This window comes from Luteimonas salinisoli, from assembly GCF_013425525.1.
Classification (GTDB): Bacteria; Pseudomonadota; Gammaproteobacteria; order Xanthomonadales; family Xanthomonadaceae; genus Luteimonas; species Luteimonas salinisoli.
Genome location: NZ_JACCKA010000006.1, coordinates 1 through 24,518, shown reverse-complemented (window position 1 = coordinate 24,518; position 24,518 = coordinate 1). Strand labels below are relative to the sequence as shown.

Sequence of the window (24,518 nt, the reverse complement as noted above, 5' to 3'; positions counted from 1 at the left end):
GCTGCCTGGCGCGGCTCGAAGCCACGGGCGACCTGGCGACGCCAGAGGCGTGAGCAGGGTGTCGGCGATGCGGCCCACCCCAGCCTCGACCCCAACCGCCCTGAGGTCGCGCCCCATCTGCTCCGGGACCAGCGTGCAGGTGCACGACGTGCATTGTCGCGCCTGCCGCGGCCGTCACGCCGGAGCGGACGAATGGGTCCCGGACACGCGCATCGTGATCGCCTATCGCGGCACGTTTCTCTACCGGGCGGGCCGCCGCGCGTCGCTGGCGGACCCGAATCGCGCGCTGGCGTTCAACGCCGGGGAGGAATACGGGATCGACCACCCCGCCGAGCACGGCGACAGCTGCCTGTCGATCCGTTTCGCACCCGGGCGCCTGCGGGAAATCGCGGGCGATGGCGCGGGCGGAGCCGCGCAGGGCGACCGGCTGCTGCGCCCGGCATGGCCGGTCGACGCGCGCTCGCAGTGGCTCGCGGCCCGCCTGCGTGCGAGCGGGTCGCCGGCCGATCCGCTGCGGGCCGAGGAACTGGCGCTGGCGCTCGCCAGGCGGATCCTGCGGCCGGAGGCGGCGCCCGGACGGCGGCGCACGGGGCCCGGCCGGCAGCGCCTGATCGAGCGGACCAGGCTGCTGCTGCAGGAGGATCCGGGGCGCCGCTGGACCCTGGGCGACCTGGCCACCGAGGTCGGGGCATCGCCGGTGTACCTGACACAGTGCTTCGGCCAGGTCGAGGGGATACCGCTCTACCGCTACCAGACCCATCTGCGGCTGGCCCGCGCGCTGGAACAGCTGCCGCGGGCGGACGACCTGGCCGCGCTGGCGCTGGCGCACGGGTTTTCCGGCCACAGCCAGTTCACCGCCGCCTTCCGGCGCGCCTACGGACTGACGCCGTCGGCGGCACGGGCCGCACTGCGCGCCACGATGGTGCGCCCGGTCCGCGGCGGACGCTAAGGAAACGGACAGCGCGCAGGCGCGGCCGCCGCCATGCTGCGGCGAAACCTCCGGATCCACCGCCAATGCCGCGTCGTATGGCCCGCCCCACCGCCCTGTTGCTCTCAGGAATCCTGATGTCGACCACGCTTCCCGCTGCCTCCGCTCGGCCGGAGAATCCCGCCGCCTTCGCCGAAGCGCTGCTCGCTCCGGGTCCGGCCGACCGCATCCCGCCGGAAGACGATCTGTACGCACCGCTGCTCGGACACTGGCGGGCGCGCGTCACGGACCACCTCGCCGACGGCGCCACCCGGACGCTCGAGGGCGAGATCGTGTTCGCACGGGTGCTCGAGGGCCGGGCGATCCAGGACCTGTGGATCTTCCCGGGCCGCGACGCCCGCGACGCCCGGACCCCGCCGGCGGGAAACCGCTACGGCACCACCTTGCGGATCTACGATCCCCGCCGCGGAACCTGGGCCGTGGACTGGTTCAACCCGGTGACGGGCATCCACACCCGCCTGACCGGCAGGCGCTCGGACGACGGGATCGTGCAGGAAGGCTCGAACGCCGACGGCAAACCGATCCGCTGGGTGTTCGACGACGTACGCGACGACGGATTCCACTGGCGCGGCGAGCGTTCGGACGACGGCGGACGCAGCTGGATCCTCGAGACCGAATTCTCGGCGCGGCGCTGACGCCTCCGCCCTACCCGAGCGCCGTCTCCAGCAAATCGCGGATCACCGCCTGTACCCCGGCGGCGCGCCCGGGCAGGAATTCGAAACTGTCCTCGTCCATGTAGGTGCGCTGGCTGATCTCCAGCTGCACGGCTTCGACGCCGTTCGCCGGATCGCCGTAGTGGCGGGTGATGTAGCCGCCGCGGAAGCGGCCGTCGACCACATGATCGTAGTCGCGCTGCCGCGCCAGCACTTCGCGCAGGCGCGCCTGCAGCGCAGGCGTACAGCTGGTGCCGCCGGCGGTGCCGAGATTGAGGTCCGGCAGCCGGCCCTCGAACAGGAACGGCAGCTCGCCTCGGATCGAGTGGCCCTCCCACAGCACCACGCGCCCGTGCGCGGCGCGCAGCCGGTCGAGTTCAGCGCGCAGGGCGCGATGGTAGGGACGCCAGTAGGCGTCCACGCGCCGAGCCACCTCGTCGGGGGTCGGTTCGGCGCCCGCGCGGTACACCGGTTCGCCGGTGAAGCGCCGCACCGGGCACAGACCGGTGGTGTTCTGCCCGGGATACAGCGACACGTCGTCCTCGGCGCGGTTGAGATCGATCACGTAGCGCGAATGGCGCGGCACCAGCATCGAGGCGCCGAGTTCGCGCGCGACCCGGTAGAGCCTGGCGACGTGCCAGTCGGTATCGGGCACCCGGCGTGCGCCGTCGGTCAGGCGCGCGGCGATGTCGTCGGGGACAGCGGTGCCGTCGTGCGGAACGCTGACCAGCAGCGGTGCGGTGCCCCGGTGCAGGGAGTAGATATCCATGCGCACATGCTACCGAAGCGGCGGGACCGATTGGCGACGGTTGACGCGTAGAGCCGAGCTTGCTCGGCTGCGGCTGCCCCGGCGGAGCAAGCTCCACTCTACGGGCCCGGCTCAGCCCATCAGCACCAGCTCCTCGGCGCTGGTCGGGTGGATCGCCACGGTGTCGTGCAGGTCCGCCAGGGTCGCCCCCAGTTTCAGCGCCACCGCGAATCCCTGCAGGATCTCGTCGGCGGCCTCACCGAACAGGTGCACGCCGACCACGCGCTGCTCCTCGCCCACGCAGACCAGCTTGAACAGGCTGCACAGCGGCGTATCCACCAAGGCCTGGAGCATCGGGCGGAATTTGGTGCGATAGACCCGCACCGAGTCGCCGTGGCGCTCGCGGGCCTGCGCCTCGGTCAGGCCCACGCCGCCGATCGGCGGATGCGCGAACACCACCGTCGGAACCAGGTCGTAGTCCAGCCGCGCGTCCTCGCGGCCGCCGAACACCCGGTCCATCAGCCGCCGCGCCGCGGCGATCGCGACCGGGGTCAGGGTCTCGCGTCCGGCCACGTCGCCGACCGCGTACACGCCCGCGGCGCTGGTGTTCTGGAACGCGTCCACCTCGATGTCGCCGCGGGCGTCGGTCGCCACCCCGGCCCGCTCCAGGCCGATGCCGGCAGTGTTGGCCCTGCGGCCGATGGCGAACACCAGCGCGTCGAACGCCTCTCCCGCTTCGCCGTCGGCATCGACCAGGCGCACGCGGCCGTCGCCGCCGCGTTCCACCTCGCGCAGCCGGTAGCCGAAATGCAGGCCGATGCCGAGCTGCCGGTAGTTCTCCTCCAGCTGCGCGACCACCTCGCCGTCCGACCGGCTGAGCAGCCGCGGCCCGCGCGCGTACAGGTCGACCCGGCTGCCGAGCGACTGCAGCAGGCCAGCGAGCTCGACGCTGATGTAGCCGCCACCGATCAGGGCCACCCGCTCCGGCGCCCGGCGCCAGGCGAAGAAATCGTCCGACACCCCGCCCAGCTCCGCGCCCGGCACCTGCGGCCGGACCGGATGCGAGCCGGTGGCGATCAGCACGTGCCGGGCATGCAGTCGGGTGCCGTCGTCGGCCACCACGGTGCGGGCGTCGTGCAGCACGCCGCGCCGGGGCAACCAGACGATCCCGGCCTGGTCCAGCCGCCTGCGGTAGCTTTCGTGGATGCCCTCGATGTAGCGCTGGCGATCGGTGATGAACTCGCACCAGTCGAACGCAGGCGCTGCCGGGACGTCGAATCCCAACTCCGCGGCGGCGCCGATCTGCGAGGCCAGCTGCGCCGCCAGCCACATCGCCTTCTTGGGCACGCAGCCGGCGTTGACGCAGGTGCCGCCCAGTTCGGCAGGCTCCAGCAGCGCCACGCGGGCGCCGTGCGCGGCGGCGCGGAACGCCCCGGCCAGGCCGCCGGAGCCGCCGCCGAGCACCACCAGATCGAACTCCAGGGGTTCGGCGGCGCTCATCCGAAGCGCGCGGGATCGAAGGGAGCCGGATCGATGTGCGGCGCGTCGCCGCACATCAGCTCGGCGATCAGTTGTCCGGTGGCCACACTCATGCTGACCCCGAGCATACCGTGGCCGGTCGCGAGCCAGACGTGACGATGACCCGAGGCACGGCCGATGATCGGCAGGTCGTCGCAGCTCAGCGGTCGCCAGCCGTACCACTCCTCCTCCACCGTCGGGCCGACCGGCTCGCGCAGGTACTCGCGCGCGCCGCGCTCGAGCGCAGCCAGTCGCCGACGGTTGAGGCTGCCGTCGTAGCCGGAGAACTCCATGGTGCTGCCGAGCCGGTAGCCGCTGTCCCAGGCGGTCACGCAGACGCTGCGCTCGCGCAGCACCAGCGGACGTCTCGGCACCAGCACCGGGCGGCTGTAGGTGATCGAATAGCCCTTGCCCGGCTGCACCGGCACGCGCAGTCCGAGGCCGCGCGCCAGCTTCGGCGACCAGGCCCCGGTGGCCAGCAGCAGGTCGCGGCCGCGGAAGTCGCGGTCGCCGGTGGCGACCGTCGCCCCGTCGGCATCGAGGGCAATGGCGGTCGCCTCGCAGTGCTCGACGATCGCGCCGCCGGCGGCGCGTACCGCGCGGGCGAGCTCGGCCACGTAGCGGTTCGGGCGCAGCCGCGCGTCTCCCGGGAAGCGCACCACCCCGGCCACGCCCGGAAGCAGCGCCGGCTCGTCGCGCACGTAGGCTTCGCCGTCGATGAGCTCGACGGGGACGCCGATCTCGGCCAGCGCGCGCAGATCGGCATCGAACTCCGCGAGCTCCGCGGGATCGCGGAACACGTAGTCGACCCCCGACGCCTCGAACTCGCAGTCCAGGCCGTAGCGTTCGATCCACTGCGGCAGCGCCGCGCGCGAAGCGTCGAGAATCGCGGCGCGGGCCGAAGTCGCCGCACGCCAGTCCCGGCGGTTGCAGCGCGCCGCGAAGCGCAGCATCCATCCCCACAGCGCCGGATCGAAGCGCGGCTTGACGTAGAACGGCGCGTCCGGCGTCGCCATCCAGCGCAGCGCCTGCGTCACCGCGCCGGGCGCCGTCAACGGCGGCGCGTGACTGGGGGTAATGGTGCCGCAGTTGCCATGCGAACTGCCGCACCCCGCGGTTCCGGCTTCGAGCACGCGCACGCCCCGGCCGGCCCGCAGCAGCGCCAGCGCGCAGGCCAGGCCGATCACGCCGCCGCCCACGATCAGCACATCGTCGCGAGTATCCATAGCGGTGAAGTCTACGTGGCCGGCGCGGCCGGCTGCCGCAGCGGGGGCCGGATGCCGTAGGTCGCCCAGCGCCACAGCCATTCGACCGGACCGAAGCGGAACCGCGCCAGCCACCAGTGGCTCGCCGCCACCTGCAGCGCGAACACCGCCAGCGCCAGCATCACCAGCCCGGCATGCCCGATCCGTCCCCAGAGCGCGAAGCCGTAGCCGTAGAACAGCAGCGTACCCGCCAGCGACTGCAGCAGATAGTTGGTCAACGCCATCCTTCCCGCCGGCGCGAGCCAGGCGAGCGCACGGGCGCCCGCGACGGACGTCCATGCCAGCGCGAGCGCGGACAGATAGGCGAGCGCGAGAGGCAGCGCGCCGATCGACATCAACGTGCTCGCCAGCAGCCAGCCCACCTCGCCGCCGGCGGTTTCCACGCTGACGCCGATCGCGGCGCTCCACAACGCCAGGCCCAGGCCCGCCGGCCCGCACAGCAGCAGCGTGCGCGCGAAGAACCGGCGATACGCGGCAAGGTCGCGGATGCGACCGCTGTCCACCAGCCAGCTGCCGATGAGGAACAATGCAGCCGCCATCGGGACCAGGAACAGGTTGTAGCCGGCGAACCGCGCGAAATCCGAAGCGCGCTGCGCGGTGATCTCGGCGAAGCCCCCGGTGGCATAGACCCGTGCAGCCTCGGCAGCCGCTCCCGTCGGGTCCTGCTCCAGGCCCGCCCCGGCGGCGTCGCTGCCGGGCACCAGACTCGCGAGCCCGACCGCGAGCAGCAGCAGCGCGCACAGACCGTAGTAGACCGCCAACCCGGCGATCAACCTGCTGCGCGGCTGCAGCCCGCGCATCGCCAGCAGCAGCAACGCGGCCAGGGCGTAGGTATGCAGGATGTCGCCGGTCCATTGCAGCAGCGCATGCGCCAGCCCGATCGCGAGCAACACCAGGGTGCGGCGCAGGTAGGGCCCGACCAGCGGCCGTCCCGCGGCGGCAGCGCGGCCGGCCATCACCGCGAATCCCATCCCGAACAGCAGCGAGAACAGGATCCAGAACTTGCCGGCCACGAACACATGGATGCCCAACGCCGCCGCCATGTCGAGCGCGGGCAGGCCGGGGGCGATGCCCTCGCCGAACTCCTGCCAGGGCCGGCTGAACCATTCGATGTTGACCAGGAGGATGCCGAGCAGCGCGCACGCGCGCAGCGCGTCCATGAAGCCGATCCGTTCCCGCGCATCCACCGGCGCGAATCCGCCGCGTTCCGTCATCCCCGTCCCCCGCCGCCTTTGGTCCACCATGCCGCAGCCACTCGCGCGCGGCAACGTCGCGCCGGCCCGCGCTCGTGCGCCGCTCCCGGATCGCAACTCAGTGCTGGTGGCCGCCCTCCCCGTGCACGTGGCCGTGTTCGAGCTCCTCGGCGCTGGCCTCGCGAACCTCGACGATCTCGATGTCGAAATGCAGGTCCTTGCCGGCCATCGGGTGGTTGAGGTCGACGTCGACCACGCTCATGCCCACCTTCTGGATGGTCACCGCACGCGGCCCGAAGTTGGTGTTGAGCACGACCTGCATGCCCGGCGCCAGGCGCTGGCCGCCGAAGTGCTTCTTCGGCACGCGCTGGGTCAGGCCTTCGCGGCGCTCGCCGTAGGCGTCGGCGGCGGCGATGTCGGCGCTGAAGCTGTCGCCGGCCGCGTGCCCTGCCATCGCTCGCTCCAGCCCGGGAATGACGTTGCCGTGGCCGGCGAGGATCGCCAGCGGCTCGCGCTCCCTGGAGCTCTCGCTCGGCGGCTGTCCGGCCTCGGACACGGTGTAGTGGAAGCGGACGACGCGATCCTTCTCGATCTTCATTGACGATTACCTTGCGGAGGCGGCGCGCGCGCCCGCTTGTGCGGAATGGAGGGATTGGCCAAGATGCGGCCGTGACGAACGCGCATTATCCGGGCTTCGCCCGCGCCAGGCCAATCTTCCGCACCGCGGCGCTCGCGGTCGCGGCGCTGCTGCTGGCGGCCTGCGGCCACGACAACGTCCGCCCGGGGCCGCCCGGCGACCCGTCGCTCGGCCGGCACTGGCCGGTGGTGGCACCGATGGACCCGGCCGCCGCCAACGCCGTGGTGATCCGCGCGATCGGACTGGTGGGCACGCCCTACCGCTACGGCGGCAACACGCCCGAGGGCGGCTTCGACTGCAGCGGGCTGGTCAACTACGTCTACCGCGACATGCTCGACCTGCGGCTGCCGCGCAGCTCCCGCGAGTTGGCCGACTACCAGGGCCCGCGCATCTCGCCCGAACGCCTGGCGGCCTCCGACCTGGTGTTCTTCGGCAGCCGCGGCAGCATCACCCACGTCGGCATCTACGTCGGCGAGGGGCGCTTCGTGCACGCACCGAGCAGCGGCGGCACGGTGCGCCTGGACCGCCTCGACGGCCACTACTGGCGCGACCACTATTCAGGATCACGGCGGATCGTTCGCTGAATTTTCTCGTCTATTCAGTGACTTGTATCGCATTCATTTACCCAGATTTAACATTTCGATCACGCTGCTCGGGCACCATCACGCCACTGCAACAAATGTGAACCCGCGTGACAACAGACGACCTGCTCCACGGCCGCGCCGCCGCCGCCCCTCTTCACCGCGCCCGTCGCGCCGGAAGAACCCTCCCGCTCCTGCTCGCCATGGCCCTGGCCGGCGCTGCCGCGCCTGCGCTGGGCGCCGGACTCGCGGCCGACTCGGCCGACCAGTTGCCGCAGGTCGCCCATGTCAGCCAGAGCCTCGCCCAGCCGCTACCGGCGATGGGCCGCGAGCTGCTGTTCGCCGCCGACGTCAACCAGCTGATCGCGGCGGGCGCCGGCGCCTCCGGCGCCCCGGAGGAGGCCGACCGGCAGACCCTGCTGCAGCGTGGCCTCGCCCTGCTCGGCACGCCCTACCGCTGGGGCGGCACCTCCCCCGAGCGCGGGTTCGACTGCAGCGGCCTGGTCAGCTATCTATTCCGCACCGCGCTGGGCGTGGAACTGCCGCGGGTCTCGCGCGACATGGCCTCCGCCGGCGAGCAGGTGGAGCGGACCCAGCTCGATGCCGGCGACCTGGTGTTCTTCGCGCGTCGCGCGGGGCGCATCGACCACGTCGGCATCTATCTCGGCAACGGCCGCTTCCTGCACGCGCCGCGCACCGGACGCGACGTCACCGTCTCCAGTCTCGACAGCGGCTACTGGAGCCGCAAGTTCACCCAGGCGCGGCGGATCGGCGGCGTCTGACCCGCGCATCGTTCCGGTGCCCGAAGGCCGCCACGCGCGGCCTTCGTCGTTTCCGGGGCCGGCGATGCCCGCAGGCATCGTGCGCCGCCGCTTGCGGGCGTGCATCGCGCGGGCCATGCTCGCAGCGGTCGACGGGGAGGGCTGGCGATGCTGCGCACGTTCGGGGCGATCCTGCTCGGCCTGTTGGCCGCGGTGGCGATCATGATGGCGCTGGAGTACGCGGCGATGGCGGTGATCCCGCCGCCGGCCGGGCTCGACCTGCAGAGCGAGGAGGACCTGGCGCGGCTGATGGCCTCGGCCAGCACCGGGAAGCTGCTGTGGGTGCTGGCCGGCTGGTGCCTGGCCAGCTTCGGCGGCGCCTGGACGGCGGCGCGGCTGGCGCGGCGACACCGTGCCGTCGCGGCCCTGGCGGTCGGCGTGCTGATGGTGGTCGGCGTGGCCATCAACGTCGCCGTGCTTCCGCATCCGCTCTGGACCACGCTCGCCGGGCTGGCGCTGCCGCTGCCGCTGGCGTGGCTGGCGCTGCGCCTGGTCGAACGCTCCCGTCCGCCGTCCACCTGACCTTCGACACGTCCCCTCCCGGAGCCGTCCATGCAATCCACGCTGTTGACCAACCTGCTGCTGCCGCTGGCCCTCGGCGTGATCATGCTCGGCCTCGGCCTCGGCCTGGGGGTCGAGGATTTCCGCCGCGTCGCCCGCTATCCGCGCGCGGTGCTGACCGGACTGGTGCTGCAGACCGGGGTCCTGCCGTGGGTGGCGCTGGGCCTGGCGCTGGCGCTGCGGCTGCCGCCGGAACTGGCGGTAGGGCTGATGCTGCTCGCGGCCTCCCCGGGCGGCGCCACCGCCAACATCTACAGCCACCTGGCGCGCGGCGACGTCGCGCTCAACATCACCCTGACCGCGGTCAACAGCGTGCTGTGCCTGGTCACCCTGCCGCTGATCCTCAACCTGTCGCTGGAGTTCTTCCTCGGCGCCGGCCAGTACGTGCCGCCACCGGTGCGCAAGATCGTCGAGGTGGCGGTGATCATCGTGCTTCCGGTGGCGCTCGGCATGGGAATCCGCGCACTCGCACCGGCCTTCGCCGCACGCATGGAGAAGCCGATCCGGCTGCTCTCGGTGGTGGTCCTGGCGTTGCTGATCGCCGCGGCGGTCGTGCAGGAGTGGAACACCCTGTTGACCCACTTCGCCGCCGTCGGCCTGGCCTGCCTGCTGTTCAACCTGATCAGCATGGGCACCGGCTATTCCGCGCCGCTGGCGCTGAAGCTGCCGCGGCGCCAGGCGATCGCCATCGCCATGGAGATCGGCATCCACAACGGCACGCTGGCGATCTTCGTCGCGCTCAACGTGCTCGGCAACGCCACCATATCGGTGCCGGCGGCGATCTACAGCCTGATGATGTTCTTCACCGCCGCGGCGTTCGCGTTCTGGGTCAACCGCGGCCGCAAGCCGGCGCCCGTCGCCGGCTGAGGATCGTCTCGGGAGCCGAAACGCCGCTTGTCCGGGGCCCGCGCGTACCAGGTGTCGTCCTCGCCGGAGCTGGCAAGAGTGACTTGCAGCACGTGGACGCGCATGGCGCTCTGGGCATCCTGTCGAAACGACGACACCGAATCGGAGGACGAGTCATGGGAAGGAATCTTGCCGTAGCGGCCGGACTGCCGCTCGCACTGGCGATGGCGCTCACGATGCCGTTCGCGCCGGCGACCGCCCAGGACGCGACCGGCCGCGGGCATCGCCCCGGCCAAGCCGTCGAGGAGGGCCTGCGGGCGTACGTGAGCCCACGGGTACAGAGCGAGATCATGGTGTTCGGCACCTGGCATCTTTCGGCTTTCCGCGAGTGGCTCGAGCCGAGGCATCTGGACGGAACGCTGGCGCTGCTGGAGCGGTTCGCACCGACCCGCATCGCGATCGAGCGGATACCCCCCGACGAAATCGCGATGCTGACCGAGCACGCCGCGAACGACCCGGTGGCCGACCGCGTGCTCGGAATGTTCGCCCGGTCGATCCTGCCTCCGGCGCGGGCGATGCAACAGGCGCTCGACGTCGACAGGAGCGCCGCAGCCCGCCGTGCGGACGCCCTCCTCGGCAAGGCCTCGCAGGGCCTGGAGCCGGCGGAACGCGTCGATCTGGTCGCGCACCTGCTGGCAGCGTACGAATACGATTCCGCGGCGCTGCAATGGTCCTACCTGTCGCCGACCGAGCGCGATGCCGCAGAAGCGCTCCCCGTCGAGGTCCGCGAATCGCTGGACCGCCGGCTCGAGGGCACGGACGAGATCGCGCTCGTGGCGATGCCGCTCGCGCGCGAGCTGGGGCTGCAGCGGCTGTATCCCGTGGACAGCCAGTACGAGGGCATGCGCACGCTTGCGTTCCCGGCCGAACTGGTGGACGAAGTGTTCGGTCGCGCCTCCGAGGAGACGACAGCGGCGGGTACGATTCCGCGCCTGCTGGCCAAGGCCGACCGCGCCCGTGAGGAGGATGCAGACCTGCTGGGGATCGGTCTCGAGGTGAATACGCACGAAACGCAGATGGAGGATACCGCCCAATGGGCCCCCTGGCTGGCGATGGACCATCCGAGCGGGCTCGACCGTTTCCGCTATGCGATGTGGGAGCTGCGCAACCATCGAATGGCGGCGCACCTGCTGAACGTGGCCGCCTCGACGAAACCCGAGCGCGTGCTGTTTCTCGTCGGGTTCTCGCACAAGTCCTACGTCGATCGCGCGCTGGAACCGCACCTGGGAATTCGCCTGGTCCAGCCCGGTAGCCTCGACAGGTAGTCGCCTGTCCCGCAGTTGGGCCACCGCGGGCCGCATGGTTCTGCCCTGGCAGCAACACCAGGAACGCCGGCGGCGCTATCGCGGCAGGGAATCCCGGCCCCTGCTCAGTCGCGGGCGCCCGTCCCCTCGGTTGCCTCGCCCAGGCCGATGTCGCTGAGCGGGGCATCGTAGACCGCGCGGTCGAGCAGGCCGGTCTCGCGGGCCACCAGGACCGGCACCAGCATCTGCCCGGTCACGTTGGTCATGGTGCGCATCATGTCGAGGATGCGATCGATGGCCAGCAGGATGCCCAGCACTTCCAGCGGCAGCCCCGCAGCGCTCAGCACCACCGTGGCCATCACCACGGCCGTGCCCGGCACCCCGGCGGTGCCGAAGCTGCCCAGCACCGATGCCAGCAGGATCACCACGTACTGGGCGAAGCTCAATTCGATGCCGTAGTACTGCGCGGCGAACACCGCCGCCAGCGAGGGATAGATCGCGCCGCAGCCGTCCATCTTGATGCTCGCCCCCAGCGGCACCGCGAACGCGGCGTAGTCGCGATTGACGCCGAGGTTGTGGGTGACGCTGCGCAGCGCCGCGGGCAGCGCCGCGAAGCTCGAGGAGCTGACGAAGGCGACCTGCATGCCCGGCGCGGCGCCGCGGAAGAACTTCAGCGGACTCAGGCCGTGCGCCAGCAGCAGCCCGCCATAGACGAACACGATGTGCAGCGCGCAACCCAGGTACAGCGCGAGCACGAAGTTGCCCAGCGGCAACAGCTTGCCGAAACCGTAGGCGCCGACCAGCCCGGCGATCAGGCCGAAGGTGCCGATCGGGGTGACCTCCAGCACGAAGCGGGTGACCTGGATCATCGCCTCGCTGGCCTGCCCGACCAGGTCGCGCAGACCGGCGGTGCGTCCGCCCAGCTTCACCAGAGCGAAGCCGAGCAGCCCGGCGAAGAAGATGACCTGAAGGATCCTGCCCTCGGCCAGTGCCGCGAACGGATTGGTCGGCACGACGTCGAGCAGGACCTGCACCGGCGTCGGTACCTCGCGCGGGGTGTAGTCCGGGGGCGGCGCCAGCTCGACGCCGACGCCGGGGTCGAACAGGAACGCCATCGCCAGGCCGACGCCGACCGCCAGCATCGCGGTGATCGCGAACCAGCCGAAGGTGCGTCCGCCCAGCGCCGCCACCGAGCGCTGCCCGTGCAGCGCCGAGACCGCGTTGACCACGGCGAAGAACACCAGCGGCACGGCGATCATCCGGATCAGGTTCACGTACAGCGTGCCCAGCGGCTGCAGCCAGATCTCCGCCGCCGGCCCCATCAGCCAGCCGGCGAGCGCGCCGAACACGAAGCCGCCCGCGACGCGCTTCCAGAACGGAATGCGAAACCACCATTTCAGCATCGGGACACGGTCCGGCGTTCGACGAACCCAGGACGATACCCGACTCCAGCCACGCCCGCAGTCATCCAGGCGCAACACTGCGGCGCGCGCACGACGGCATAATGCGCGCCTTCTCCGCGATGCCGGCCCGTATGCGCCCCTTCCCCCGCTGTCTCCTTCCCCTGCTGCTGTGCGCGTGCGCCACCGCGCCTGCAGCGCCCGACGCGCCTGCCGCGGGGGGCACCCCGGCGCCGATCGAACTGCCCGCCATCTCCCGGCCGGACGGCGAGACCGCGCAGTGGTGGTTCCGCAGCGGCGCCGCCGCCGCCGCCGAGCGCGGCGCGATGCACGGACGGGCGAGGAACGTGATCCTGTTCGTCGGCGACGGCATGAGCCTGACCACGGTGGCCGCTGCGCGCATCCTCGCCGGCCAGCTGGCGGGCGGCGCCGGCGAGGAGCATCGGCTGGGCTGGGAGGACTTCCCGCACACCGCACTGGCGCGCACCTACAACACCGACCTGCAGACACCCGACTCCGCCGGCACCATGACCGCGATGGCCAGCGGGGTGAAGACCCGCGCCGGCGTCATCGGCCTGGGCCAGGCGCGCTCGCGCGGCGACTGCAGCGACGTCGACGAAAACTCCCTGCTGTCGATCCTCGAACTGGCCGGCAGCGCCGGGATGGCGACCGGCATCGTCACTACCACCCGGATCACCCACGCCACGCCGGCAGCGACGTATGCGCGCTCGCCCGACCGGATCTGGGAGAACGATGCCAGGGTGCCGCCGGCAGCGCGCGCGCTGGGCTGCACCGACATCGCCAGCCAGCTGCTCGAGACCCGCTTCGGACGCGGCCCCGACGTGGTCTTCGGCGGCGGCCGCAAGCATTTTCTGCCGGCCGGCAGGGCCGATCCCGAACGCCCCGAGCGGCGCGGCCTGCGCCGCGACGGCCGCGACCTGATCGCCGAATGGCGGGCGCGCCATCCCGGCGGCGCCTTCGTCTGGAACCGAGATCAGCTGGCCGCCGCACGCGCCAGGACGCCGGTGCTGGGCCTGTTCGAGTACGACCACCTGCACTTCGAGCACGACCGTCCGCACGACCCCGGCGAGCCGTCACTGGCCGAGCTGACCCGCGAAGCCGTCGGCCGGCTGCAGGCCGCCGGCGGCGAGGAAGGATTCGTGCTGCTGGTCGAGGGCGGCCGCATCGACCACGCCCACCACTTCGGGAACGCCCACCGCGCCCTCACCGACACCATCGCGCTGGCGGAGGCGGTCGACACGGCCGCGGAACTGACCTCGCCGGACGACACCCTGATCCTGGTCACCGCCGACCATGCCCATACCCTCACCTTCGCCGGCTATCCGGCGCGCGGCAACCCGATCCTCGGCAAGGTGCGCGGCAATGTCGACGATGCCGACAGCGACGCCTGGGCACGCGACGGCAGCGGCCTGCCCTACACCACCCTGGGCTACGCCAACGGCCCGGGCTACACCGGCGCCAGCGACACGCAGCCGGCGGGCCCGAAGCGCTTCCTGCACGAAGCCACCGCCTTCGAGCCCGCCCATGGCCGTCCCCACCTCGGCGCGGTGGACACGCGCGACCCGGACTACCTGCAGGAATCGGTGCTGCCGCTGACCGACGAGACCCACGGCGGCGACGACGTCGGCATCTGGGCGCGCGGGCCCGGCGCCGCGGCGGTGCGCGGCAGCGTCGAACAGCACGTGGTCTTCCACTTCATGGTGCAGGCCGCCCCGAGACTGCGCGAGCGCCTGTGCGCCGCCGGCCTGTGCAACGCCGACGGCGTCCCGGTGGAGCTGCCGCGGCCCCGGGATTTCATGGTCGAGCGCTGATCCGCCATCGCCGGCCCGGCCCGACTCGGTGCCGGCGTCGATCGGGCCGAAAGCCGGCTCCAGGCCGACGGGCCGTCCCTGCACTTTGGTACGACAGACCTTCGCGCGCCTGGCGCTATCCTGCGTGCCTGCATCCCGAGCACCTACGGAGCTGGAAGACGATGAACGAACTCGACGGCAAGGTCTGCGTGGTCACCGGCGCGGCCAGCGGCATCGGCAGGCGCATCGCCGAGGTCTATGCGCGGGCCGGCGGCCGCGTCGCCATCGCCGACCTGCAACGCGAGGCGGCCGAGGCCGTGGCGCAGCAGATTCGCGACGACGGCGGCGACGCGCTGGCGGTGGCGATGGACGTCACCGACGAAGCGCAGGTGGCGGCGGGCATCGCCGCGGTGATCGCCCACTACGGCCGGGTCGACGTGCTGGTGTCCAACGCCGGCATTCAGATCGTCAACCGCATCGTCGATTTCAGCCTGGCGGACTGGCGGAGGATGCTGGCGATCCACCTCGACGGCGCCTTCCTGACCACCCGCGAGTGCCTGCGCGACATGGAGCGGCGCGGCCAGGGCGGCGCGATCGTCTACATGGGATCGGTGCACTCGCACCTGGCCTCGCCGCTGAAGGCGCCCTACGTGACCGCCAAGCACGGTCTTCTCGGCCTGGCGCGCACGGTGGCCAAGGAAGGGGCGCGCTACGGCGTGCGAGCCAACGTGATCTGCCCGGGCTTCGTGCGTACGCCGCTGGTCGACAAGCAGATCCCGGAACAGGCGAAGGAGTTCGGGATCAGCGAGGAGGAGGTGGTGCGCGACATCATGCTCAAGGACACGGTGGACGGCGAGTTCACCACCGTCGACGACGTCGCCAATGTCGCCCTGACCCTCGCAGCCTTCGAGACCAACGCCCTGACCGGCCAGAGCCTCGTCGTCAGCCACGGCTGGTTCATGCAATAGCGGCGCGGCGCCGTCGGCCGGCGCCCGGGATCACCGCCAACCCACCCGGATCCGCGTGCGGCCTTCGCGGCCATGGCCGCTCCTGCAAAGGCCGTCAGAACGGCTTGGCCAGCGCCAGATAGACGATGGCGACCAGCAGCAGCACCGGCGGCTCGTTGAACCAGCGCAGCGCCTTCGACGAAGGCAGCGGCCGGCCGAGCTCGACGCCCTTCAGCCAGCGCCCCGCGACGATGGAGTGGGCGAACACCAGCGCCACCAGCGCCAGCTTGGCGTGCAGCCAGCCGCCGGCGATCCCGAAGTGGAACCACAGCGCCAGCCCGAACGCCAGCGTGAGCCCGAACATGACGTGGCCGAAGCGGTACAGGCGCCGCCCCATCAGCACCAGCCGCGCCCGTACCGCAGGCTCGGCACCGGCCTCGGCCAGGTTGACCAGGATGCGCGGCAGGTAGAACACGCTCGCCATCCACGCCACCATGAATACCAGGTGCGCGGTCTTGGTCCAGAAGTACGGATGCATCGGCGTCTCTCCTCGGGAACCCACAGGATCGCATACCCGTCCCGCCGACCAGCGCGCCCACCGCCCGGCAAGCATCCCTCCACCTCCACCCGTCCACCCAATCCAAATCCCATCAATCCCAATCGCCATCACGAATCGCGGTCCCCAACCACCACTCACCAATCACCAATCACGAGCCCCCAATCCCGAACTATCCTCCCCCAATGACCAAACACTACGACCGCGACTATTTCGACCGCTGGTACCGCGGCGGCGGCATCGGCGGACGCCAGCGGCTGGCGCGCAAGGTCGCGCTGGCGGTGGCCAACGCCGAGTACCACCTCGAGCGCCCGCTGCGCTCCGTGCTCGATGTCGGCTGCGGCGAAGGCGCCTGGCGCGCGCCGCTGCTGCGGCTGCGGCCCAAGGCGCGGTACCTGGGATTCGACGCGAGCGACTATGCGATCGAACGCTACGGCGCGCGCCGCAACCTGCACCGGGCGCACTTCGCCGACTTCGCCCGCCTGCGGCCCTGCCCGCCGGTGGACCTGCTGGTCTGCAGCGATGTGCTGCACTACCTGCCGGCGCGCGACATCGATCGCGGCCTGCCGGGGCTGGCCGAGCTCTGCGGCGGCGTCGCGTTCCTGGAGACGTTCGGCCGCGAGGACCAGGCCGAGGGCGACGACGACGGCTTCTTCCGGCGCCCCGCGGCGTTCTACCGCCGCCGCTTCGAGACCGCCGGGTTCCGGCAGATCGGCTCGCACTGCTGGCTGTCCCCTGCCCTGGCCGACGGCACCACCGCCCTGGAAACGGCGTAGCGGCGCCCGATCCGGGCGGAACCGCCACGGTTCACCCGCGCCCCGCTGCGATCGGCTATGCTGCGTTGCAGCAAAACAGACCCGGACCCGCGATGTTCCTGTACCAACTCCACGAAACCGGCCGCTCCTGGATGGCACCGCTCACCTACTGGGCCGAAGCCAACGCCAAGGCGTTCTCCGCTGCCGGCAGTTGGCTGTCCGCGCTGCCCGGCGCCGAACGCGTCTCCGCCGCCAGCGAGCTCCTCTACCGCATCGGCAAGGACTACGAAAAGCCCGCGTTCGATATCCATTCGGTGGAGATCGACGGCAACGCCTACCCCGTGGTCGAGAAGGTGGTGCTGGACGAGCCGTTCTGCCGGCTGCTGCGCTTCAAGCGCTACACCGACGACGCCGAGAGCATCACCGAGCTCAAGGGCCAGCAGCCGGTGCTGGTGGTCGCGCCGTTGTCCGGGCACCACGCCACCCTGCTGCGCGACACCGTGCGCACGCTGCTGCGCGACCACAAGGTCTACATCACCGACTGGGTCGACGCGCGGATGGTGCCGAACGAACGAGGCGGCTTCTCGCTGGACGACTACGTCGCCTGCATCGAGCGGTTCATCCGCGAGATCGGCGCCGAAGACCTGCATGTCGTCAGCGTCTGCCAGCCCACCGTGCCGGTGCTGGCGGCGGTGGCGTTGATGGCCGCGCGCGGCGAGGCGACGCCGCGCTCGCTGGTGCTGATGGGCGGGCCGATCGACACCCGCGAATCGCCCACCGCGGTCAACAACCTGGCGACGCAGAAGCCGCTGTGGTGGTTCGAGCAGAACGTGATCCACCAGGTGCCGGCCAACTACCCCGGCAGCGGCCGCCGCGTGTATCCGGGCTTCCTGCAGCACACCGGCTTCATGGCGATGAATCCCGAGCGCCACTTCCTGTCGCACTGGGACTTCTACCAGGACCTGGTGAAGGGCGACATGGAGGACGCCGAGTCGCACCGCCGCTTCTACGACGAATACAACGCCGTGCTCGACATGCCGGCCGAGTACTACCTCGACACCATCCGCGTGGTGTTCCAGGAGTTCCTGCTGCCGCGCGGCCTCTGGGACGTCGCCGGCGAGCGGGTGCGGCTGGAAACGATCGCCGACACCGCCATCCTGACCATCGAGGGCGAACTGGACGACATCTCCGGGCAGGGCCAGACGCGCGCCGCGCACAAGCTGTGCACCGGCGTGCCCCCACGCGACCAGGCCCACATCACCGTCGAGGGCGCCGGCCACTACGGCATCTTCAGCGGCCGCCGCTGGCGCACCCAGGTGTACCCGCAGGTGCGCGACTTCATCGCCCGCTATGCCGCCGCGCCCGCGAAGACCCCCGCGAAGAAGCCGAAGCGAAGAACCCGCGCCTGAGGCGCCGCAGCGCCCGGCGCGGCAAAGCGCAGTTCCATGATCCAGCCACCGGCTCCGGGCGGTGCGAACACCGCTTCGTCCCTGCCGTCCAGGTCGATGCCGAAACGGGCGACGGCGCCGGTGGTCTCCAGCGGCCGATCCGGTTCCGCGGCGGGTCCTTCCTCCGGTCGGGGCACGGATCGCGCCCCATCGCCGCCGACGCGGCGCCGGCCGTGCTTCAGTCCCGCTCGGGCGCGGACTTCACCAGCAGGTGCTTGGCCAACAGGCCATGCAGGTGGCCGATGCCACGCGCCAGATGCAGGGTTGCGAACAGCAGCAGTACGCCGGCGACGAACAGCAGCGGCAGCGCCCAGGCCGGGGCCGAGGTGCCGATGCCGTAGCCACTGCCGATGGTCAGCAGCTGCCAGCCGCCCACGGCCACGCCCGTGTCGGCGATGCCCAGCGCCACCAGCACCGGCGCCGCGATCAAGCTCACCGAAAGCACGATCATCACCACCGCGGCCGTGAAGTAGACGATGCCCAGCGGCAGCATCAGCAGCATGTACAGCAGCGTGGTCCAGCTGCGCGGATCGGTGAACATGTCGCCGATGCGCTGCAACAGGCTGCGCCCGCGAGCGCTGTACAGCGGGCGCCGCGGCATGCGCTCGCCCAGCATCACCTCGACGATGCGTCCTTCCACCAGCGACAGGACCCGCACCGAACCGAAGAACAGGATCACGAACGGAATCCCGACGATCAGGATCGCAAGCCCCGCCGACAGCGCCAGCCCGGTGACCACCCAGGTGAAGTAGAAGATGCCGGTGGCCAGCGCCAGCACCATGTAGAACAGCCCGGCGTAGGCGCGCGGGTCGGCGGCCACGCCGAAGAAGCGTCCGGCCAGCGACCTGCGCCGCGGCTGCGGCGGCGGCCGCAGCGCGGTCTGCACCTTGACCTCGGTATCGCGGTAGATGTCGGCGACCTCGTCGGGCGCACCGTAGCTCGACGCCACGGCGGCGATCACCTCGGCCTCGGAGCGGCCCGGGTTCTCCGCCAGCTCCGAACGCAGGTACTCCTCGGCGTCGTACAGCGCGTCCTGGACCAGCGCCGGGTCGGCGCCGGCCAGCGAGCGGCGCAACTGCTCGAGGTACTGGGGGATGGTGCTCGGCGTGGGTCTGGCGTTCATGGCTGGGCTCCCCTCAGGACGGAATCGACGGAATCGCGGGTCGCCGACCAGGCGGCGGCCCATTGCGCCAGCGCCTCGCGGCCGGCGGCGGTGATGCGGTAGTAGCGGCGCGGCGGCCCCGCTACGGACGGTTCGACGTGGCTGTCCAGCAGCCCGGCGGTGCCGAGGTTGCGCAGCACCGGGTAGAGCGCGCTCTGCTTGCCGGCCAGCACCCCGTCCCCCAGGCGCTCGAGGCGCTTGGCGATCTGGTACCCGTACATCGGCTCCGGCGCCGCCGCCAGCACCGCCAGCAGCACCAGCGACACCGTCCCCGCGCTGAGCTCCTTCTGGAACTTGCGCAGCTGGGTCTCGGCATTGGCCACGGGTCCGTGCATGTCGCACCCTCCTCGTCTTGTCGAGAACACTACTGTCAAGTTCTGTATAGCGAATGTGCCACTAGTCACCGCCCCGCGACGCCGCCGAGCCGGCCCCAAGCCACGCCCCCGCGTAGAGCGGAGCTCGCTCCGCTGTTCCCCCACCGGAGCCCAAGCCACGCAGCCGGGCAAGCTCGGCTCTACGGGGCTGCGCGCGCGTCGGGTCGCCAGCGACGGCGGGTCTGGTTCAGAATCCGGAGACACTCCTTCCGGTACCCGCCATGTCCCTGCGCCCCGCCCTGCCCGCCTGCCTGCTGGCCCTGAGTGCCGCCCTCACCGCCTGCGCACCGGAAGAAACGCTGCCCGCCGGCACGGATGCCGCGACGGCGGACGCAGCCGCCACGGCGGATGCGCCGGCCCGCCCGGCGCGCTCGATGGACGCGCTGCTGGAGGCTTCGCAACCGGCGGACTGGCGGTCCCCGGCCCCCGAGAACACGCTCTATCTCGAGCTGGACGCCGGCCGCGTCGTCATCGAACTGGCCCCGGCCTTCGCGCCGGCGCACGCGGCCAACCTGCGCACGCTGGCGCGCGAAGGCTATTGGGACGGCCTGAACGTCTATCGCTCCCACGACAACTTCGTGGTGCAGTGGGGCGACCCGACCGACGAGGCGGACGGACGCCGCGCGATCGGCAGCGCCCTCGAGCGGCTGCCGGCCGAGTTCGCGCGCAGCGCCGAGGGCCTGGCCTTCCACCGCCTGCCCGATGCCGACGGCTGGGCGCCGGAGGTCGGTTTCGTGGACGGCTTCCCCGCGGCGCGCGACCCCGCCGTCGGCGAGGCCTGGCTGGCGCACTGCTACGGCATGGTCGGCGCCGGACGCGACATGGACGCCGATTCCAGCAACGGCACCGAGCTGTACGCGGTGACCGGCCAGTCGCCGCGCCAGCTGGACCGCAACATCACCCTGGTCGGCCGGGTGCTGCAGGGCATGGAGCTGCTGAGCGCCCTGCCGCGCGGCAGCGGGCCGCTCGGCTTCTACGAGAAGCCCTCGCAGCGCACCCGCATCCGCGCTGTGCGGCTCGCAGCGGAGCTGCCGGAGGACGAGCGGGTGCCGCTGCAGGTGCTGCGCACCGACACCGCCCTGTTCGACGAACTGGTCGAATCGCGGCGCAATCGCCGCGACGACTGGTACAAGCGCCCGGCCGGCCACATCGACCTGTGCAACGTGCCGGTGCCGGTGCGGGAGGCGGACAGCGCACCCGAACCCGACGACACGGACGACGGAGCGCAAGGCAACGGCCGCCCCGAGGACGGCTCCAGCGAACCTCCGCAAGGCTGACCGGCTCGCGCCCTGCAACGGCCGGCCGACTTCACCCGCTTCACTCGCTTCGGCAGCCGAAGGCCGATCTGCAGGCGAACCATCGCAAAGCGCCCGCACAACCTCCAGGGCCGGTGCGGTGCCCCGGTGCGGGACCGTCGACGCCATGGATGGCGTCGACGAGCCTCCATGGACGGATTCACGGCGTGTCCCGCACCGGGGCACCGTACCGGCCCGCCCGCGACGGCCCCGCTCCGACGCAAAGGCCCCGCCCGCGACCGCCTTCGTTCCGGCGCGAAGATCCCGCCCACGACCACCCGTTCCGGCGCAAAGATCCCTGCCCACGACGTCCCGCTCCCGCGTAGATACCACCTCCGATCACCCCTCTCGCGCGCAACGGCCGCATCTGCATGGCCTCGTCCATGGACGCGTGCATCGCCCCACCGCGAACACAGCGACGGCGGCGCTGCCATCACGCCCGCTTAGCCCGCGGCTGCCTAGCCTGCGGCATCCCCCAACGAGGACCGGCAATGGCCCTGCTCCGTATCCGCATCACCGGCGACGACGATGCCGTCCGCGGCGTCATGAACCTGCTGCAGAGCCTCGACGGCATCGAGCACGTCGAGGAGGTCGACGACCTGATGCCGCACCTGGACGACGACGACTCCAGCTCCGCCGGGCTGAGCGACACCAGCGGGCCGGATAGCCACGAGATCGAGATCGACGCGCCCAACCCATCCACCGCGCGCAAGGTGCGCGAGGCGGTGGAGGCGCTGGCCTTCGATCTCGACGCCATGGTCGAGTTCGAGGAAGACGAGAGCTGACTCCCCGCGGCACGGACCGGCGCTCCTGCGGGCATGCCCCTTGCCCTGGCCGCGCCAGGCCGGCCCCTCGACGATCCGCGCCAGTCGAACGATACGCTGCGATGCTGCCCTGCCGCGGCCCCGCTCAGGCGCCGCGGCGGCGGCGCAGCCTGCGGACCACCAGCACCACGATCGCCAGCACCGCCGCCAGCGGGATCAGGAACGCCAGCGCGCGGATGGTCCAGGCGGTGCCCATCGACAGCGTGGCGCCGAAGTCGCGCAGCGCCTGGCCGATCTCGCTGCGTCCGGCCTGGCCGCCGGGCGGACGGAAATCGAGGCTGAGCAACTGCGTATCGATGCGCCTGCGGTGCTGGGCGCCCTCGCGCTCGGCCGCTTCCAGTTGCGCCTGGGTCGCCGCCAGGCGCTCGGACAGGGCGATCATGTCGGCCACCGCCAGGTCGCGTCGCTGCTGGAACTCCTCCAGCCGCTGCAGCTCGCGCCGCAGCCGGTCCCGCGCCAGGGCGTTGTCGCGCACCACCACCGCCAGGTCCTCGGCGCGGGTGCTGCGCTCGCCGAGTTCGGCGCCCTCCCCCGCCAGCGCGATCATCGGCTCCACGCCTTCGGGCACGATGCGCACGCTGATGCTGGCCGACGGGTAGTCGCCGCCCTGCTGGTGCATGCCGAGCACCACGCAGTCGCCGAACTTGCGCGCGTTGCAGGCCTCCTGCACCGCGCGCTGGCGGGGCGCGATCGCGACGGCCGGCAGGCGGATCCCCGCGCTGTGCTCGTAGGCCAGCATCGCCCCGCCTGCGGCGCCCGTCCCGTCGTCGCCGTCGCGCGCCGACTCGTGCTGCAGCTTCGCCGCCGCGGGCGACGCGTAGGAGAGACTCTGCTCCGAGGCTTTTTGGCAACCCGCCAGCAGGCCCAGTGCCAGCACGACAGGCGCCGCGGCGCCGCGCATCGCCGCCCTCACAGGCTGGCGCCGTCGACCTGCACCACCTTCAGCACCGCCAGGTCGATCCCGTCCAGGCAGCGCACGTTGACCGCGGCGGTACGGGCGCCGGTGCGCGGGTCCTCGCCCTCGCTGTACGGCGCGATACCGCAGTCCGGGCAGAAGCGGTGGGCGATGTGATGCTTGTTGAAGCGATAGGTGCCGGCCGCCTCGTCGGGCATGCGCAGGGTCAGCGCCTCGCGCGGGAAGAAGGCGAGCAGACCGCCGCGACGGCGGCACATCGAGCAATTGCAGTCGTAGACCTCGCCGACCTCGCCATCGAGATCGAAGGCGACGCGTCCGCAGTGACAGCTTCCGCTGAGGGCCATGGCGGTGTTTCCTTGAACGGTGACCAGCGCCTAGCGTAGCGCGGCGGACCCCGGCCTGGACGCTCCCGGGGCGTGCCGGCGGCCGACGCTGGCGCGCTCCAGCCCCCACAGCAGCGCGACCGCACCCAGCCAGCCGAGGAACCAGGGCCAGGCAGCGCCGCGCCGCGGCCGCCCGGGTCCGGCACGGCCGGCGGCAATGCTCCCTTCTCCCGCCAGCGCCGATGTGCCCTCGCGCAGCGCCGCGGCCGCCAGTCCCGGCGCCGCATCGGCCGCCAGCACGTGGAACGGCCAGGTCCGTTCCCCCTGCCGCAGCAGGTGCCAGCCGGACAGGCGCGGCCAGTAGCCGGCGCAGCCGTCCGCACCCGTGGCGGGATCGACCAGCAGCCCCGCGCTGCGGCCGTCCGGCGCCAACACCTCCGCACCCTCGGCGACGCCACAGACGGCGACGCGCTCGCCGGCGCGCGGATGCGCTCCGATGCGCGGCGCGGCGGCGCCGGCCGGCCGCGCGACCGCGGCGAAGGCCTCGCTCCACAGCGCCGCATGCAGGTCCGCGTGTCCCGACAGCACCAGGCGCCAGCTGTCGACCACGGTGGCCAGCGCCACGCGGCCGCGGCCGTGCACGCGCCAGCGCAGCCAGTCCGCGCTGGCCGGCCCGGCCGCAGCCGCATCGGCAGCGCCGAAGTCCAGGTCGCGGCGCAGCAGCCTCGGCGGAGTCCCTTCCGACTGGCCGGGCTCCGCCGCGGCGTCGGCGCCGGCATCGGCGGCATCCTCGCGCACGGCGGCGTCCCCGGAGCCGCTGGCGGGCAACGCCAGCTCGGCCGTGGTGGCGCCCGCGGACGGTTCGAAGCCGAACGCGCGCAGCTGCCGGCGGGTGGATTCCGGCAGCGGCGCGGTGACCCGCAGCAACAGGCCGAGCCCGTCGCCCACCGCATCGGCCAGGCGCGCGCGCCGCGCATCGCCCAGCCCGGCCCAGGCGCGTTCGTCCAGCACCACCAGGTCCAGATCGCCCAGCTGCGCCCGATCCAGCGCCAGCGGCGCGTCGCCGAGCGCCACGCCGCCGCCGACGTCGATGCGCACCTGCGCCGCCATGTCTGCATCGGCGGTCCAGCGCCGCAGGAACTTGAACTCCGGATTCGGCGCACCGGCCAGCAGCAGCACCCGCGGTGGCGGCTGCGGCGCTACCCACAGCGGCACCGCGAGTTGCTCGACGCTCGCGCGGCCGGCGTCGCGCACGTGCAGCGCGAACGGTGCGGTGCCGGCCGCGCGCGCCGTGCCGGCCACGACGAAGCGCCCCTCGTCGTCCGGGCGGACACCGGCGATGCGGCGTCCGGCTGGGTCCAGCAGTTCGACGGTACCGTCGGCCACCCCATGAACGAGGCCGGCGATCCGGAACGCACCGCCGGGCGCGACCCGCACGGGCGTCCACAGTGCGGCCACGCCTGCCGGTGGCGGCGGCGGCTCGAACGCCAGCGCGAGCGTTCCCACCGCCTCGCGGTCGCGCGCCGGCAGCCCCGCGCCGAGCACGCGCAGGCGCGCGGTGCCCGGGTGCAGCCGCAGCGCGGTGCCCAGGT

The 24,518-nt window shown here is 72.1% G+C and carries 24 protein-coding genes and 1 pseudogene; 13 read left to right on the top strand and 12 right to left on the bottom strand.

From position 1 onward, the window contains the following. Window positions 1-133 precede the first annotated feature (133 nt). Window positions 134-949 carry a helix-turn-helix transcriptional regulator gene (locus tag H0E84_RS00665; protein ID WP_345776240.1) on the top strand — a complete coding sequence of 272 codons (816 nt, stop codon included), beginning with the start codon at window positions 134-136 and terminating at the stop codon, window positions 947-949. A 116-nt stretch (window positions 950-1,065) separates the two neighbouring features. Then, entirely contained in the window at window positions 1,066-1,623 is a 558-nt protein-coding gene (locus tag H0E84_RS00660; protein WP_180676696.1) for a hypothetical protein, read from the top strand. Between the two features lie 10 nt (window positions 1,624-1,633). Here H0E84_RS00660 and hutG read toward each other — a convergent pair whose 3' ends face one another. From hutG to H0E84_RS00635, 5 genes are all read right to left on the bottom strand, one after another. After that, window positions 1,634-2,410, bottom strand: coding sequence for an N-formylglutamate deformylase (hutG, locus tag H0E84_RS00655; protein WP_180676695.1), 777 nt, complete (start codon window positions 2,408-2,410; stop codon window positions 1,634-1,636). A gap of 111 nt (window positions 2,411-2,521) precedes the next feature. Next, a complete protein-coding gene (gene gorA, locus H0E84_RS00650) occupies window positions 2,522-3,889 on the bottom strand; it encodes a glutathione-disulfide reductase (protein ID WP_180676694.1) in 1,368 nt (455 codons plus the stop codon). Next, window positions 3,886-5,133, bottom strand: a complete 1,248-nt coding sequence (locus H0E84_RS00645) for an NAD(P)/FAD-dependent oxidoreductase (RefSeq protein ID WP_180676693.1) — start codon at window positions 5,131-5,133, stop codon at window positions 3,886-3,888. The genes gorA and H0E84_RS00645 overlap by 4 nt, the downstream gene beginning before the upstream one ends. A gap of 11 nt (window positions 5,134-5,144) precedes the next feature. Further along, complete coding sequence (locus tag H0E84_RS00640) at window positions 5,145-6,386, bottom strand: DUF418 domain-containing protein (RefSeq protein WP_180676692.1); 1,242 nt, start codon at window positions 6,384-6,386, stop codon at window positions 5,145-5,147. A gap of 97 nt (window positions 6,387-6,483) precedes the next feature. Further along, on the bottom strand, window positions 6,484-6,963 hold the full coding sequence (locus H0E84_RS00635) for an FKBP-type peptidyl-prolyl cis-trans isomerase (protein ID WP_180676691.1): 480 nt from the start codon (window positions 6,961-6,963) through the stop codon (window positions 6,484-6,486). Between the two features lie 71 nt (window positions 6,964-7,034). Here H0E84_RS00635 and H0E84_RS00630 point away from each other — a divergent pair, with 71 nt between their 5' ends. The 5 genes from H0E84_RS00630 (at window position 7,035) to H0E84_RS00610 (ending at window position 11,136) form a co-directional block, all read left to right on the top strand. Next, entirely contained in the window at window positions 7,035-7,586 is a 552-nt protein-coding gene (locus tag H0E84_RS00630) for a C40 family peptidase (protein ID WP_180676690.1), read from the top strand. A 107-nt stretch (window positions 7,587-7,693) separates the two neighbouring features. Further along, window positions 7,694-8,365 (top strand): C40 family peptidase, encoded by a 672-nt coding sequence (locus H0E84_RS00625; RefSeq protein ID WP_345776239.1) that lies wholly within the window; start codon window positions 7,694-7,696, stop codon window positions 8,363-8,365. Window positions 8,366-8,512: 147 nt separating this feature from the next. Beyond that, window positions 8,513-8,926: a hypothetical protein gene (locus H0E84_RS00620; RefSeq protein WP_180676689.1), complete on the top strand. Its 414-nt coding sequence runs from the start codon at window positions 8,513-8,515 to the stop codon at window positions 8,924-8,926. Window positions 8,927-8,956: 30 nt separating this feature from the next. After that, entirely contained in the window at window positions 8,957-9,832 is an 876-nt protein-coding gene (locus H0E84_RS00615) for a bile acid:sodium symporter family protein (RefSeq protein WP_180676688.1), read from the top strand. Between the two features lie 92 nt (window positions 9,833-9,924). Further along, window positions 9,925-11,136 (top strand): DUF5694 domain-containing protein, encoded by a 1,212-nt coding sequence (locus H0E84_RS00610; RefSeq protein ID WP_345776242.1) that lies wholly within the window; start codon window positions 9,925-9,927, stop codon window positions 11,134-11,136. Between the two features lie 104 nt (window positions 11,137-11,240). Here H0E84_RS00610 and H0E84_RS00605 read toward each other — a convergent pair whose 3' ends face one another. Beyond that, window positions 11,241-12,518 carry a dicarboxylate/amino acid:cation symporter gene (locus H0E84_RS00605; protein ID WP_180676686.1) on the bottom strand — a complete coding sequence of 426 codons (1,278 nt, stop codon included), beginning with the start codon at window positions 12,516-12,518 and terminating at the stop codon, window positions 11,241-11,243. Window positions 12,519-12,649: 131 nt separating this feature from the next. On the opposite strand from H0E84_RS00605, the gene H0E84_RS00600 reads away from it, so the two are divergent. Together H0E84_RS00600 and H0E84_RS00595 are read left to right on the top strand one after the other, a co-directional pair. Beyond that, window positions 12,650-14,347 carry an alkaline phosphatase gene (locus tag H0E84_RS00600; protein ID WP_180676685.1) on the top strand — a complete coding sequence of 566 codons (1,698 nt, stop codon included), beginning with the start codon at window positions 12,650-12,652 and terminating at the stop codon, window positions 14,345-14,347. 161 nt (window positions 14,348-14,508) lie between these two features. Further along, on the top strand, window positions 14,509-15,294 hold the full coding sequence (locus H0E84_RS00595) for a 3-hydroxybutyrate dehydrogenase (protein WP_180676684.1): 786 nt from the start codon (window positions 14,509-14,511) through the stop codon (window positions 15,292-15,294). Window positions 15,295-15,388: 94 nt separating this feature from the next. Here H0E84_RS00595 and H0E84_RS00590 read toward each other — a convergent pair whose 3' ends face one another. Continuing rightward, window positions 15,389-15,811, bottom strand: a complete 423-nt coding sequence (locus H0E84_RS00590) for a CopD family protein (RefSeq protein WP_180676683.1) — start codon at window positions 15,809-15,811, stop codon at window positions 15,389-15,391. Between the two features lie 203 nt (window positions 15,812-16,014). On the opposite strand from H0E84_RS00590, the gene H0E84_RS00585 reads away from it, so the two are divergent. Then, complete coding sequence (locus tag H0E84_RS00585) at window positions 16,015-16,605, top strand: class I SAM-dependent methyltransferase (RefSeq protein ID WP_180676682.1); 591 nt, start codon at window positions 16,015-16,017, stop codon at window positions 16,603-16,605. A 92-nt stretch (window positions 16,606-16,697) separates the two neighbouring features. Beyond that, complete coding sequence (locus H0E84_RS00580; RefSeq protein ID WP_180676681.1) at window positions 16,698-17,993, top strand: polyhydroxyalkanoate depolymerase; 1,296 nt, start codon at window positions 16,698-16,700, stop codon at window positions 17,991-17,993. 217 nt (window positions 17,994-18,210) lie between these two features. On the opposite strand, the gene H0E84_RS00575 is transcribed toward H0E84_RS00580, so the two are convergent. After that, a complete protein-coding gene (locus H0E84_RS00575; protein WP_180676680.1) occupies window positions 18,211-19,155 on the bottom strand; it encodes a sensor domain-containing protein in 945 nt (314 codons plus the stop codon). Next, window positions 19,152-19,529 carry a PadR family transcriptional regulator gene (locus H0E84_RS00570; RefSeq protein ID WP_180676679.1) on the bottom strand — a complete coding sequence of 126 codons (378 nt, stop codon included), beginning with the start codon at window positions 19,527-19,529 and terminating at the stop codon, window positions 19,152-19,154. Before H0E84_RS00570 ends, H0E84_RS00575 begins: the two co-directional genes overlap by 4 nt. 260 nt (window positions 19,530-19,789) lie before the next feature. Here H0E84_RS00570 and H0E84_RS00565 point away from each other — a divergent pair. After that, window positions 19,790-20,749: pseudogene (locus H0E84_RS00565) on the top strand (peptidylprolyl isomerase); the annotation flags it as partial. Window positions 20,750-21,354: 605 nt separating this feature from the next. After that, window positions 21,355-21,648 carry a hypothetical protein gene (locus H0E84_RS00560; RefSeq protein ID WP_180676677.1) on the top strand — a complete coding sequence of 98 codons (294 nt, stop codon included), beginning with the start codon at window positions 21,355-21,357 and terminating at the stop codon, window positions 21,646-21,648. A 124-nt stretch (window positions 21,649-21,772) separates the two neighbouring features. On the opposite strand, the gene H0E84_RS00555 is transcribed toward H0E84_RS00560, so the two are convergent. The 3 genes from H0E84_RS00555 to H0E84_RS00545 all read right to left on the bottom strand — a co-directional run. Next, window positions 21,773-22,588, bottom strand: coding sequence for a DUF4349 domain-containing protein (locus H0E84_RS00555; protein WP_180676676.1), 816 nt, complete (start codon window positions 22,586-22,588; stop codon window positions 21,773-21,775). A gap of 8 nt (window positions 22,589-22,596) precedes the next feature. Next, window positions 22,597-22,947 (bottom strand): GFA family protein, encoded by a 351-nt coding sequence (locus tag H0E84_RS00550; protein WP_180676675.1) that lies wholly within the window; start codon window positions 22,945-22,947, stop codon window positions 22,597-22,599. Window positions 22,948-22,977: 30 nt separating this feature from the next. Further along, window positions 22,978-24,518, bottom strand: a 1,541-nt coding sequence (locus tag H0E84_RS00545) for a carboxypeptidase regulatory-like domain-containing protein (RefSeq protein WP_180676674.1), incomplete at its 5' end; no start/stop codon positions are given.

Bases quoted from the DNA above. Each gene is read 5' to 3' on its own strand.
- H0E84_RS00600 (WP_180676685.1), top strand. From the start codon at position 12,650: ATGCGCCCCTTCCCCCGCTGTCTCCTTCCCCTGCTGCTGTGCGCGTGC.
- H0E84_RS00550 (WP_180676675.1), bottom strand. From the start codon at position 22,947: ATGGCCCTCAGCGGAAGCTGTCACTGCGGACGCGTCGCCTTCGATCTC.
- H0E84_RS00645 (WP_180676693.1), bottom strand. From the start codon at position 5,133: ATGGATACTCGCGACGATGTGCTGATCGTGGGCGGCGGCGTGATCGGC.
- H0E84_RS00555 (WP_180676676.1), bottom strand. From the start codon at position 22,588: ATGCGCGGCGCCGCGGCGCCTGTCGTGCTGGCACTGGGCCTGCTGGCG.
- H0E84_RS00595 (WP_180676684.1), top strand. From the start codon at position 14,509: ATGAACGAACTCGACGGCAAGGTCTGCGTGGTCACCGGCGCGGCCAGC.
- H0E84_RS00635 (WP_180676691.1), bottom strand. From the start codon at position 6,963: ATGAAGATCGAGAAGGATCGCGTCGTCCGCTTCCACTACACCGTGTCC.
- H0E84_RS00585 (WP_180676682.1), top strand. From the start codon at position 16,015: ATGACCAAACACTACGACCGCGACTATTTCGACCGCTGGTACCGCGGC.
- H0E84_RS00640 (WP_180676692.1), bottom strand. From the start codon at position 6,386: ATGACGGAACGCGGCGGATTCGCGCCGGTGGATGCGCGGGAACGGATC.
- H0E84_RS00575 (WP_180676680.1), bottom strand. From the start codon at position 19,155: ATGAACGCCAGACCCACGCCGAGCACCATCCCCCAGTACCTCGAGCAG.
- H0E84_RS00590 (WP_180676683.1), bottom strand. From the start codon at position 15,811: ATGCATCCGTACTTCTGGACCAAGACCGCGCACCTGGTATTCATGGTG.
- H0E84_RS00570 (WP_180676679.1), bottom strand. From the start codon at position 19,529: ATGCACGGACCCGTGGCCAATGCCGAGACCCAGCTGCGCAAGTTCCAG.
- H0E84_RS00580 (WP_180676681.1), top strand. From the start codon at position 16,698: ATGTTCCTGTACCAACTCCACGAAACCGGCCGCTCCTGGATGGCACCG.
- H0E84_RS00620 (WP_180676689.1), top strand. From the start codon at position 8,513: ATGCTGCGCACGTTCGGGGCGATCCTGCTCGGCCTGTTGGCCGCGGTG.
- H0E84_RS00660 (WP_180676696.1), top strand. From the start codon at position 1,066: ATGTCGACCACGCTTCCCGCTGCCTCCGCTCGGCCGGAGAATCCCGCC.
- hutG (WP_180676695.1), bottom strand. From the start codon at position 2,410: ATGGATATCTACTCCCTGCACCGGGGCACCGCACCGCTGCTGGTCAGC.
- H0E84_RS00605 (WP_180676686.1), bottom strand. From the start codon at position 12,518: ATGCTGAAATGGTGGTTTCGCATTCCGTTCTGGAAGCGCGTCGCGGGC.
- H0E84_RS00615 (WP_180676688.1), top strand. From the start codon at position 8,957: ATGCAATCCACGCTGTTGACCAACCTGCTGCTGCCGCTGGCCCTCGGC.
- H0E84_RS00560 (WP_180676677.1), top strand. From the start codon at position 21,355: ATGGCCCTGCTCCGTATCCGCATCACCGGCGACGACGATGCCGTCCGC.
- gorA (WP_180676694.1), bottom strand. From the start codon at position 3,889: ATGAGCGCCGCCGAACCCCTGGAGTTCGATCTGGTGGTGCTCGGCGGC.